Genomic DNA, 12,386 nt, shown 5'->3' on the forward strand with positions numbered 1-12,386 from the left:
ACATATACACTTTATATGATCTTTACTTATCCGTACCTTATTTCATTCACATCGAGCCACCCCGAAGAATACATGCGCTATTTTCTCAGGTAACTTTCAGGATCATGGAGAAGAATACATCTCATGGGAATCAATGGAACCGAATCCTCCGGCGAAGCAAAACTCCTCGTCGTTGACGACGAACCGAATATTCGTGACCTCCTCGCATCCTCATTACGTTTTGCAGGTTTCGATGTTGTTTCAGCCGAGGACGGCGCAAGCGCCTACCACTTAGCTGTGGAAGAACGACCCGACTTGATTGTTCTCGATGTCATGCTGCCGGATATGGATGGCTTCACTGTCACTCGACGTTTACGCGAAGCAGGTATCCGAATCCCCGTTCTTTTCCTCACTGCCCGCGACGATATGCGCGACAAAATCCAAGGCCTTACTGTCGGCGGCGATGACTATGTCACTAAACCATTCGGCTTAGAAGAAGTCGTTGCCCGTATTCGAGCTATTCTCCGTCGCACCATGATTGATAACGCAGATGATGGCAAACTGCGCGTATCTGATCTCGTGATTGACGAGGACGCTCATGAAGTGACTCGTGCCGGCCAACTCGTTGATCTTTCCCCTACAGAATTTAAGCTCCTACGCTACCTCGTTATTAATCAAGGGCGAGTGGTATCAAAAATGCAGATCCTCGATCACGTGTGGGAATACGACTGGGATGGTGATGTAGCTATTGTGGAATCATACGTGTCATATTTGCGGCGAAAACTCGCGGTCGATGGGGCTTGCGGTGAACTCATCCACACGAAACGAGGAGTCGGCTATATCTTACGTGAGGAAAACTAGGACGTGTTTCCTTCACGTATCCGGCAAATTTGGGAAGCTAAACCTCTAGCAACTCGACTCGTTACTCTCATAGTTGTTCTGTTAGCATCCGGGCTTTTGCTTACCGGAACAATCATGATTGGCTTACTCCAACGTCACCTTGTCAGCCAAATCGATGAACAATTGGTCACTTCCGCACGGAGCATGGCCGAACAAACCTCACGAATTAGCGACTCACATGACGCGATGTTGCCTTCTCTTTTCTACATTCGCCGTTCAATCGTAGGCCGTACGGATGAAGAACATTATTCACCTGACACTTTAGAGCACTCAGGAACCCCAATTATTCCCACCCTCCTACAACCTGGTGAAAGAGCGGAAACAGCAAATGGGTGGACCTCTCCTGTAACCGTTGAATCCACACATGAAGGAACACCGTGGCGAGCTATCGCTGTTCCTTTAGTTACCAGTGGAACCCATTCTCCCGTCGGAGTAATGACAATCGCCTTGCCTTTAGCTGATGTTCAACACACCTTGCGTAATACCGCGCTTTATATTATCTACACGTCGCTGGGGATCATCATATGCGGAGGCGCTTTGGGCCGTTACCTTGTGCGTCGCACTTTCCTTCCTCTGCGTGAAATTGAGTCCACTGCCGGGAAGATTGCAGCCGGTGATCTCACACAACGCATACGTTCACAACCTTCCACAACGGAAGTAGGGTCTTTAGCGCTTTCGCTCAACACCATGTTGTCCCAAGTTGAACAGTCATTTAGTGCGCGTAAAAGAACTGAACGAAAAATACGTCGATTCGTGTCCGATGCTTCACATGAGCTACGTACCCCTCTTGCTGCTATCAGTGGGTACTGTGAGCTTTACGCGATGGGTGGGGTCTCGCAAGAACGCACTCCTGAAGTGATGGGACGTATTCAGTCAGAATCAGCACGCATGGCTTCTCTGGTTGAAGATCTGCTGACTTTGGCACGTTTAGATGAAGGCCGCGCACTTGAGTTTACTTCTGTTGACCTGCGTAAAATGGCTGATAATGCGGCTTTTGACTTACAGGCTCTTGATCCTGAACGATCTGTTTCGCTCATATCATTCAAGTCAAAAAACCCGCCCATGTCATTAGTTGTTGAAGGTGACCGTGACCGCCTCCAGCAAGTATTTACAAATCTTGTCGGCAATATCATTCGTTACACGCCACAAGGTTCACCCGTTGAATTAGCTTTGGGATTACACGATGACTATGCGGTAGTGGAATTTCGAGATCACGGTCCAGGTATTGCCTCACAAGAACGCGACAAAGTTTTTGAACGTTTTTATCGGACAGAAAACTCACGTTCACGTTCATTAGGCGGCTCAGGTCTTGGCTTAGCTATTGTTTCAGGGATTCTGAATGCTCATCATGGAACGGCGGCCCTATCAAAAACGCAAGGCGGTGGCCTGACTGTGCGAATCACACTTCCTTTAAGGCAACCTGTGAAGCATGGGGTTTCTGCTGACAATGCGCGTACCCCTGCACAGGCTTCATCCATGCCTTCACTAAGCGTGCCCCCAGCGACCTCACGCGGACCTGACACAGACATGAAATTTACGTGACTCGCGCCACCTAACATGAAATGTCATCTTTTGTGGCTTAAAGTGGCTCGGTACGTACCTATCATCTCGACAGGAGCAATCACATGGGTGCTCAAGCACCTCAGTGGCTTTTCACTGCTTTCGTTGAAGCCATGACACAAATAGGCGCCACTGCACCTGCACCAACACTGTATGCAGAGGCTAGGGATCTCGTGTCACGCTGGAATGAACCAGGTCGTCATCTGCATAATTCTCAGCACCTCATCAATGTTCTTGCGCATATTGACGAGTTGTCGCTGGTTGCTCATGATCCTGATATTTTACGTATTGCTTTCTGGTATCACGGAGCTTTCCTCAATCGCGCACTTGAGGTACGTATTATTGGCGCAGATCCTGAACTCATTTGCCGCCCATGCATTGACCACACCACTGAGCGTTTAACGACTCTTGGTGTCAGTGACGATGTTGTTTCACGTATTCATGAGCTTCTTCACGCACTGGTGACGCATCGTGCTTCACGTTCAGATTCCGATGCTCAGGTTCTCATTGATTCAGATTGCGCACTTTTAGCTTCCCCGCCGCAGATTTATAAGAAGTACCGCGCCTCATTACGTGAGGAGTTTTCGGACTTAGATGACCTCACGTATTGGCGAGCACGTCGTCGCGCTATTTGTCGTTTGTTGTCTTTAGATTCCATTTACCGTTCACCGCTTGGCCGTGAATGGGAAGATCTTGCGCGTTCTAATCTTGAAGCCGAAAAAACGAAACTTGATTCTTTAATTGCCAATCAAGATCCGGATAATCCTGCTGAAGATGAAACTGACCCTGCTGATTCTGCTGTTGCTCTCCCTGTGTTTGAAGGGGAGCTGAGCGAAACAGGTACGTTAATTATTCGGCGCCGCCCATTAAAAAAGAACGCGTGTGTTACTTCATCGGATGAGCCGACGACCACGGGCACTTTACCTGTGATTCACCCTCATGAAAATAACCGGCGCAGCCACGATGAAAGCGAAGAAGATTCCGCTTCCTCTTTAGAAACTGCGATTGATACGATGGATATACCTCCGGCTCCTGCTGAATGATCTGTTCACTTACATGCTCATAGGCTTACGAACCGTATTGGATGTAGGTTTATAAGCTGATAGGCAGCTTTTGCGCACACTTTCCACAGCACTTTCTTCAGTGTCGCACTACGTCCACATGTGCGCTCAGAACTGGGTTTTCCGTTACTTTTTCGCTCTAATCTTCCTTTTACTGTGAGCCATAAAAAGTGGCTCTGACTTAGTGGAGGAAATATGGCAATTTTTACAGTAGATTCCGAACGAGTTGCTCAAGCAGCCGCACAAGTGAGTACAACCAGCGAACGCATACGCGCTGAAGTATCTGCAATGCTCGCACAGCTCATTGATTTACAGGCGTCCTGGTCAGGTATCGCTCAATCACAGTGCGCACAAGCGGTAGAGCAATGGCAGGGCACTCAAATACATGTGGAGCAAGTACTTGACACCATCAGTCAGCAATTACTGAGTGCTGCTCATGTGTACTCTGATGCCGAGTCGCGTTCTGCTGCGCTTTTTAGTTGAAGGTAGCGCTAAGGAAAAGTGGGCGTGTCATGGTAAGGCCACTGTGAAAGCCCGTTCATTTTGAAAGCACAGCAACACACAGTTCACAGCAACATATGCGTTCGTTCACTTCTTTTGAAGGCGCATATGAGGGTGCGGCGCGTATCGCCTATGAGCCTGCACGTAGGAGCCGGACAACTCTGGCGGCTGCGACATGTCAGCAGGCATACGGAAACTAACGCATGGCGCATACAGAGGCTGACACATGGCGCATACATAAGCTGTGGGACTGGCTTAATAGCCAGTCCCACAGCCCTCACTCAGTATTCCCGTAGCCACATTATTACATGCATATGCAGCTACAGGTTCGAGTTTTCTTAGTACATGCCGCCCATGTCAGCGCCTTCACCAGCGCCAGCAGCCGGCGGTTCAGGCTTGTCAGCAACAACAGCTTCAGTTGTCAGGAACATGCCCGCAATTGAAGCAGCATTCTGCAGAGCTGAACGAGTAACCTTCACAGGGTCAGAAATACCCTGAGCCATCAGATCACCGTACTCACCAGTTGCAGCATTCAAACCGAAGCCCGGTTCCATACCCGCCACACGATCAGCAACTACGCCACCTTCAAGGCCAGCGTTTTCAGCGATCTGCTTGAGGGGAGCTGAAATAGCGACGCGCACAATGTTGACACCTGTTGCTTCGTCACCGGTCAGCTCAATGCTGCCCAAAGCGGTATTCGCAGCCTGAATAAGAGCCACGCCGCCGCCTGCAACCAAGCCTTCTTCAGTTGCTGCACGAGCGTTACGAACAGCATCTTCAATGCGGTGCTTACGTTCCTTCAGTTCAACCTCAGTTGCCGCACCTGACTTAATCACAGCGACACCGCCAGCAAGTTTAGCCAAGCGTTCCTGCAGTTTCTCACGGTCGTAATCAGAATCGGTGCTCTCAATTTCTTGACGGATCTGACGAACACGTGCGTCAATGTCCTCACGATCGCCAGCGCCTTCAACGATTGTGGTTTCATCCTTAGACACAACCACAGAACGTGCGCGACCAAGCAGGTCAAGTTCAACATTTTCGAGTGTCAAACCAACAGTTTCAGAAATCACTTGGCCACCGGTAAGGATTGCCATGTCCTGCAACATGGCCTTACGACGATCACCAAAGCCAGGAGCTTTAACGGCCACGGACTTGAATGTGCCACGCATCTTGTTCAGGACCAGCGCGGTAAGTGCTTCGCCTTCAACATTTTCAGCAATCACGAGCAGTGGCTTGCCGGTTTGCATGACCTTTTCAAGGATCGGCAGCAGTTCCTTCAGGGAAGCAACTTTGGAGTCCACCAAAAGAATGTACGGATCTTCAAGAATAGCTTCCTGACGCTCTGGGTCAGTGACGAAGTAGGCGGAAATAAAGCCCTTATCGAAACGCATACCCTCGGTGGTTTCCAAGGTGGTTTCAAAAGAGTTGGTTTCTTCTACTGTGACAACACCTTCAGCGCCGACCTTCTCAAAAGCATCAGCAATGAGCTGACCGATTGCTGGATCGTTTGCTGAAATAGATGCTGTAGCTGCAATCTGCTCTTTTGTTTCAACAGACTTTGAGTCCTTGTGAAGCTGAGCAACGATTGCTTCCACAGCCTGATCGATACCGCGCTTGAGGGCGATAGGGTTGGAACCGGCAGCTACGTTACGCAGACCTTCGTGTACAAGTGCTTGAGCAAGGACTGTTGCTGTTGTTGTACCGTCGCCAGCAACGTCGTCAGTCTTTTTTGCTACTTCCTTTACCAGTTCAGCACCAATGCGCTCAAATGGATCTTCAAGGTCGATTTCTTTTGCAACGGACACACCGTCTTTTGTAATAACGGGAGCGCCCCACTTCTTGTCCAGAACCACGTTACGGCCTTTAGGTCCAAGAGTGACCTTGACAGTATCGGCCAAGAGGTTCAGACCGCGTTCCATGCCGCGACGAGCTTCCTCATCAAAATGAATGATCTTTGCCATCTTATTTTCCTTCCGCGATGCGGATTTAGGGGTGATGCCCGCGACGGACGATCCGCGTTTCTTTGTGCCTTTCACAAAGACTGCCAGACCTCACCACACCCGGATGTTTTGTCACTCAGCCGAGGCGAGTGCTAATGCAAGTTTGGCACTCTCACCCTGTGAGTGCAAGACGAAAGCGGGCTGCTGACCAAAGTCACGCAACCCGCTTCACATTCACAGAAAGAAAATAAGCGCGCCCTACCGCAAAAGCACAGCGATATCTGGCTCTCCAATATTGCCCGCGTGGACCTCAGTAATCCCCAACACATTGGCAATTTCACGCGCAGTTGATTCCATAGCGGAATCTTTGTAGTAAACCGTGGTGACTGTAGCAGCCCAGTTATCCGCGTTACCTGCAGACGTATTGGTAAAGCCTTCCCCACGCAATTGCTCTGCTTTGCCGGTAGCTAAACCATTACGTCCTGTCCCATTCAGCACTGAAATGCGTGCATCTTTACGAACAGGAGCAGGTGCCGACGCTGACTGTGATCCTGATGCTGGTTCAGATTGCTGAGTTTCAGCACGCGAAGCTACGCTTTGAGCCGATTGTGCAGATTGAGCTGCATTTGCGCTCTGCGCTGTTTGGCTTGTTTGCGTTGACTGGGCGGATTGTGTTTGCACAGGCTGTTCAACAGTAGCCGTAGTCCCATTATTTTGAGCAATGACTCCGCGAGAGGTCAGAAGTGTACTCACACCCCAGCCTAAAAGTGGGGCAAGAACGAGGATGGCAAGGAAAGGCCACACTGAGCGCCACTTTGAAGGCCGTGGACGATGGATTCCAACCGGCATGTCCTCGCCCGCATAGTCAAATTCGTCTTTAGGGTATTGTGAACTCACGTGGACAGACTAACTGTTCTCACGCTTTTCAGCATGGTTTCAGACGGGCGAGCCGAATTTCATTCGGGTTTTTCACCCTATTTTCCCCGTTTCTTTCCACGATGTGACACATTTTTCCGGCACACTTAAGCTATGACTTCTTCACCGCGCCCGCTAGCAGAACTTATTGATTCCGGTTGGGCTCAGGCTTTAGCGCCTGTTGAACCTCTCATCCATGATCTTGGCATTATGCTGCGTCAAGAAATAGCTGCAGGACGCGGTTACCTTCCCGCAGGTACAGATGTTTTACGTGCTTTTACTTTCCCATTTGACCAGGTCAAAGTTTTGATTGTGGGTCAAGATCCGTATCCCACGCCGGGTCATGCTATGGGGTTAAGTTTTTCTGTCACTCCAGGAACGCCTCTGCCGAAATCTTTAATCAATATTTTCACTGAATTACAGCAGGATTTGGGGGTGCCTGCGCCTTCCAGTGGTGATTTATCACCGTGGTGTCACCAAGGGGTGTGTTTACTCAACCGTGTTCTTACAGTTCAGCCGGGACAACCTGCTTCACACCGTGGTCGAGGGTGGGAAGAAGTCACTTCACGCGCAATCGACGCATTGGTGGCGCGTACAGATGAGGCTGGCCGTCCTGTTCCGCTGGTGGCAATCTTGTGGGGACGCGACGCACAATCGTTGAAATCTCAGCTTGGCGCTATTCCCACTATTGAATCAGCTCATCCGTCACCTTTGTCGGCTTATCGAGGTTTTTTTGGGTCACGACCTTTTAGCCGCGTCAATGAGCTGCTTCAGCAGCAGGGCGCCTCCCCTATTCACTGGCAGTTGCCGTAAAAACTGTGGCTTATAAAAACGAGATACTTTCTCGACAATTTGGATACAAGGAAACGCCCTGTTGAGCCCGCTCTTTAAGCCGCTTTTCGCTTGATAATGGGGGAAATGATACTCGGTTCGCCTGCCGCGAGTCGGTGGTTCCGGCCACTTCACAGTGACTCGATGGCGCCTGATGTGATGAGACGAACCCAACGATCCAGTTGGGCAGGTGGGTCACTGGCTGCGTTTCGGGGTTACTTTTGCGCTGAGTACATGTTTGCCAGCACAAAATAACTTCCGGGCCTTAATCTACTTTGGCCAAGCAAGCCAAATAGTACAAGCGAAGCTTAAAACCCCAGCCAGTAAAGCAAAAAGCCAGAGTTTGTTTTCTTTAGCCTTTAATGCACCTAAAAGAATCAAGGTCACTCCTACGATGGCAGAAAGCACCATGACTGCAAAACCCATCAGATTTCCTTTCGTTGAAGTGTAATGACACGATCATGCTGTTGAGCAACGTAAAGATCATGAGTAACCGTAATAATGGTCGCCCCATTTTCTTCATTAAGTTTGAAAATTAATTCCATTATTCTGTCTTGATTTTCAACGTCTAGGGAAGCAGTAGGCTCGTCAGCAAGAACAAGTTCTGGATTCATCACGATTGCCCGCGCGAATACAGCTCTCGCTTTCTCACCGCCTGAACAATCCAATGGTTTCTTTCCGAGAATTGAGTTGATCCTTAGAGCAGTTACTACTTCATCAAATCGCTCGGATAAATGCCGCTTAGATTCTCTGGCATAAAGGAAAGGTAATTTGATGTTGTCCGCTAAACTCAGTGAGTTTATGAGTGCTGATTCCTGCAGCACGAAACCAATTTTTTGGTTCCGCGCAGCCGCCAATTCTCGATCAGAAAGCCCCGCTACAAATCTGCTTGAGAGATGGTAAGTTCCAATATAGTCGCGGTCAATTAAGCCAAGGATGTTTAACAGCGTACTTTTTCCAGCACCAGACTTCCCTACGATCGCAATTTTTTCCCCTTCTTGGACATTCAATGAAAAATTTTGCAGTAGCGTAACACTTGAAGTGCGCTTTTTGTATATCTTCTGTTCGATATCTAGATTGATGATTTCGTTCATCACTGCAATACTCCCACTGAGATCGGCACGCGTTTTATACGCCGCATGAGTACTTGGACAATAATCAAAGAAAACAGTAAATTGCTTAATAAAGTGACTAGTAATGCGACTCAATCCATCATGATTAAACCGCCAGCAAAACCACAGGTGATAAACAAGGGATCTTTAGAAATCCAACTCTGATATCGATAGCATGTCGCTACCGCACAAATGCCCGCCAAAGAAATCGACGATAGCATCACATAATAGCCATAGAAAATTTTACGAATTCCACGATAACTCAAGCCCACTAACAAATTGATAGTGAAATCTTTTATCATCAATTTCACCGCTACAAGCGAGCTCCAGATGGATACAAGTACAATAATCGCCAGTAAAATAGCGGCTACGATAAACAAAAACCATAGTGACGAGACAAAATACTCATTATAGAAATCAATGTTTTCTTGTTGACTAAAGAAATTTAGTTTAATTCCTACCGTCTTGTAAATACAGTCAGCTAATTTGGATATGCCTTCCTTGTTCGTATCTGTCACTACAAGATCCATCAATCCATTAATTTTGAATGGAATACCAGCTTGTTTGATAAACGTTTCATTGACAGGTACAACTATCGAAAAATTGTAGTACTGCTTGGAATCAAGAGCATACAGATTAGAATGGGCTGAATTCTGTCTAAGTATCCCAGAAACTCTGAACTCAATATTTCGATCTAATACCGGATCATGAACACTAAATTGTGCGCCAACTGGATATTCCTCAGCTAATCCTTTTCCAACTAAAACCGGTAGCACTGTCTCAGTTTCTAGTGAATATTGAAATGTCAGTCCACTACCATCCACATACTCAAAAGGGTTGAGATCTGCATACTTTTCATTCATGTATGCCACTGGCACTTTGATGCCGTTACGATTCCTGAGATCAACAATATAACCATCCGTAAATAACCCATACTGGTAATTGTTATTCAGACGATCATATACATCCTGCATAGATTGCGCCGCGATGCTGTCGATATCAATATCTGATTTTGGGTCCAAATTAGCAATATAAACGCCCGCAGAATTTAGCCTGCTTACTTGACTGTATCCCTCGTTGGTAGAAACAATAGTGCGAGTCGTTGAAAACGCAATGTAGTTCGCCATTAACAACAATACAAGCATAGTCACTGCAACAATAGGTTTCTTGAAAAATATGCGAACTAGAAAAAATCTAAAAACTTTCATTTTGCCCTCAGTAATAATGAACTAAGCAAAATATAAGTAACTAAAACAGTCGATAAGTAGAAGCAGTTCTTTAGAGAATATGAAAATATATAGAATAAGAAACTACACATGACAAAACAGGCAGTCAGAACTACTGAGCATGCAATAGCATATCTTAACCTTATTAACCGCAATCTATCCCCCACGATTATTCTGCATTTCACCTCGTCCTTAGCTTCATTTACGAGCTGATAATGGAAAATCATGACAATTGCTGAAAAGGCTAGAATAAATACGACTTGGTGCTCTATTAAAAACCGTAAAAATCTCATCATCACATAGGAGTGATTTGATTTATGTTCAACAAAAAGCAGAAAACCTGACAGCGAAAAACATCCAATATACAAAAACCCCAGTTTCAGGAGCCTCATCATTCTTAGCGGAGATTTTGCGAATAGGCTTTTCATAAAGGCAACTCTCGTACCAAAGTTCGATATATGCTTTTAGCTCATGTGTAAGAAGCACTAGACTCGCGCCAAAACAATAAACATGGACTATTTAATTGGTTCTATTTACTGTGTCCCCAATTGAACTTCGTTGTTTGGTTCCTGCTCCAGTCCCAAAGGTTATCCCAAACGGAACCGGTAACACGGCCTCGATTTACAGTCTTGTACATTAGAGTTTTTCCGTTACGCGAGTACTTAAACCACGCGTTCTTATAGCCTGAATCAGCATAGTTCCAAGCCGCTCCATTGTACTTAACTTGCAATACCTCAACCGAAGATGCACCGTTCAGATTGTTCCCAAAGGTAACAGCGTGAGCAGTGCCCGCACCTCCCAAAACTAGAGTTGCAACGAGTGCTACGGAAGTAATCTTTTCTTTAAGCTTCATTGGTTCACCTCCTTTCCCGTCACCTATGACGCGAATATAGTGCTCCCGCTCGTAAATTAGCGAGCCTTAGTAAATATATCAAACAAAATTAAAGATTTCAAATAGGTAATCCATTCGCTTCAACTGAAGCTATGTAGGTATAGCAGGGTTCATAATAGGGGAAATATGTGTCGAGGATGACGTCTGGCAGGGCTGTCGTTAGTGGCATGAAGTGCCCGTGTTGGTGTGGAGTGTAGAAGCGTGGATACACATACCCCAAAACCGGCGCGCTAACTTTTCACACGCCGGGATAGTTAGTCACTCACTCGCAGTCTGGTTTCCTGTCCATTTGAAGGACTGCGTAACTTCGTCATAGATGAAATCTGTGATGTCGCCACTAATGATCATCTGCACGGCTTGGTCGATAACCTGTGCTGGAACGATGAACCATTCAGATGGGTTATAGGATTCACGGTCAGTGTTGATCTGTGTCATGTCTAAACGTACGTCTGCGAAGACTCGGTGTATAAGATTTTCCAGCCTTGAGGGGCGTACATTGTAGACACGGTAATCTGCAACAATTTCCACAGGTGCCATCAGATATGTGGGATCGTGTTGCGCGTTGGCAATGCGCTGTTCAACTGTTGTCGTACAAAATCCAATCTTATGCAGGTGCGGTATCCCTTTAATGGTTGGATCTTGGCTTAAGGATTTGAGTACGTAAATATGTCCAGTTTCAACGTCCGCATCACCCAGTTCTGTCATGTCGATGGTGTGGTTGGCCGGGGCTATGGCGCGCCCGTTTTGTTCTCCCATGCGGATCGAAAGAGATGTCTTGTACATGGCAGATTCTGTGCCGTTTTCAAAGATGACTCGCAGTCGTTCTTTAGGGCGCTCACGTCCACCGACGTGTTTGTATTCGACCTCGCCGATTTCCGCGATGAAGAGCATGACGCCACCGAGGATGAAAAACCTTCCTGGTTTTATTGTGGATACCCCTTTGAAGGGAAGGATGACGGCGTCACCAGCGGCTAGTTCTGCGTGTTTGGCTTTGAACAAGTGCTCAAATTTCTCGAAGTCCTTGGCTTTTTCTCGTACGGCAATTTCTACGTCATCGAGGTTGCGTTTGACCTCTGGCAGTGAGGAAACGTCGAAGATGTCCTCGTTATTATCGAGCAGATCAAGCTCGTCCGCTTCAAGCAGATCATCTAGGTTTTCTGGTGCGGCTGGTGGAGCAAGCAGACCGAAGTCATCTAGGTCAGCAACGGCTTCAGCTTTTGCTTCGTTCGCTCGGAAACCATCGAGTCTAGCGCCGAGCTTTCGTTCGCTGACGTCATGGGTCGTGGAACTGGGAACTCGTCCGCGATCACGGTAGAACTCCGCGATCTCCATGAAGGCCCGCTCTAAACGATCAGCAGAGGTGATAGGTTGAGGTTTTTCTGGAGCGTCCAGCAAACCCTCAGTGTCACTTTCGAGCAGTTTGGCAAAGGCTTCTTCAAAAGCATCGTTTCCTTGTTCGCTCATGCGTT

Annotated in this window: 12 protein-coding genes; 6 read left to right on the forward strand and 6 right to left on the reverse strand. The window is 47.5% G+C overall.

Annotated elements, in window-relative coordinates:
- Positions 1–123: 123 nt before the first annotated feature.
- From LRP57_RS05715 to LRP57_RS08285, 5 genes are all read left to right on the forward strand, one after another.
- Positions 124–840 (forward strand): response regulator transcription factor, encoded by a 717-nt coding sequence (locus LRP57_RS05715; RefSeq protein WP_231205579.1) that lies wholly within the window; start codon positions 124–126, stop codon positions 838–840.
- 3 nt (positions 841–843) lie between these two features.
- Positions 844–2,421 carry a sensor histidine kinase gene (locus tag LRP57_RS05720; RefSeq protein ID WP_231205580.1) on the forward strand — a complete coding sequence of 526 codons (1,578 nt, stop codon included), beginning with the start codon at positions 844–846 and terminating at the stop codon, positions 2,419–2,421.
- 83 nt (positions 2,422–2,504) lie between these two features.
- Entirely contained in the window at positions 2,505–3,482 is a 978-nt protein-coding gene (locus LRP57_RS05725; protein ID WP_231205581.1) for an HD domain-containing protein, read from the forward strand.
- A gap of 213 nt (positions 3,483–3,695) precedes the next feature.
- Positions 3,696–3,983 (forward strand): WXG100 family type VII secretion target, encoded by a 288-nt coding sequence (locus tag LRP57_RS05730; RefSeq protein ID WP_231205582.1) that lies wholly within the window; start codon positions 3,696–3,698, stop codon positions 3,981–3,983.
- A gap of 95 nt (positions 3,984–4,078) precedes the next feature.
- Positions 4,079–4,201, forward strand: coding sequence for a hypothetical protein (locus tag LRP57_RS08285; protein ID WP_269213864.1), 123 nt, complete (start codon positions 4,079–4,081; stop codon positions 4,199–4,201).
- Between the two features lie 138 nt (positions 4,202–4,339).
- On the opposite strand, the gene groL is transcribed toward LRP57_RS08285, so the two are convergent.
- A complete protein-coding gene (gene groL / locus LRP57_RS05735; RefSeq protein WP_231205583.1) occupies positions 4,340–5,962 on the reverse strand; it encodes a chaperonin GroEL in 1,623 nt (540 codons plus the stop codon).
- Positions 5,963–6,199: 237 nt separating this feature from the next.
- Positions 6,200–6,838, reverse strand: coding sequence for a LytR C-terminal domain-containing protein (locus LRP57_RS05740; RefSeq protein WP_231205584.1), 639 nt, complete (start codon positions 6,836–6,838; stop codon positions 6,200–6,202).
- A 132-nt stretch (positions 6,839–6,970) separates the two neighbouring features.
- Here LRP57_RS05740 and LRP57_RS05745 point away from each other — a divergent pair, with 132 nt between their 5' ends.
- Positions 6,971–7,669 (forward strand): uracil-DNA glycosylase, encoded by a 699-nt coding sequence (locus LRP57_RS05745; protein ID WP_231205585.1) that lies wholly within the window; start codon positions 6,971–6,973, stop codon positions 7,667–7,669.
- 288 nt (positions 7,670–7,957) lie between these two features.
- Here the strand turns inward: LRP57_RS05745 and LRP57_RS05750 are convergent, their stop codons facing one another.
- The 4 genes from LRP57_RS05750 to LRP57_RS05765 form a co-directional block, all read right to left on the reverse strand.
- The gene (locus LRP57_RS05750; protein ID WP_231205586.1) at positions 7,958–8,113 is read right to left on the reverse strand and encodes a hypothetical protein; all 156 of its coding nucleotides are present in this window, start codon (positions 8,111–8,113) and stop codon (positions 7,958–7,960) included.
- A complete protein-coding gene (locus LRP57_RS05755; RefSeq protein WP_231205587.1) occupies positions 8,113–8,895 on the reverse strand; it encodes an ABC transporter ATP-binding protein in 783 nt (260 codons plus the stop codon). Before LRP57_RS05755 ends, LRP57_RS05750 begins: the two co-directional genes overlap by 1 nt.
- Complete coding sequence (locus LRP57_RS05760; RefSeq protein WP_231205588.1) at positions 8,892–10,007, reverse strand: hypothetical protein; 1,116 nt, start codon at positions 10,005–10,007, stop codon at positions 8,892–8,894. Before LRP57_RS05760 ends, LRP57_RS05755 begins: the two co-directional genes overlap by 4 nt.
- A gap of 1,168 nt (positions 10,008–11,175) precedes the next feature.
- On the reverse strand, positions 11,176–12,381 hold the full coding sequence (locus tag LRP57_RS05765) for a GIY-YIG nuclease family protein (RefSeq protein WP_231205589.1): 1,206 nt from the start codon (positions 12,379–12,381) through the stop codon (positions 11,176–11,178).
- Positions 12,382–12,386 lie beyond the last annotated feature (5 nt).

This window comes from Schaalia sp. lx-260 (genome assembly GCF_021083645.1).
Classification (GTDB): Bacteria; Actinomycetota; Actinomycetes; order Actinomycetales; family Actinomycetaceae; genus Pauljensenia.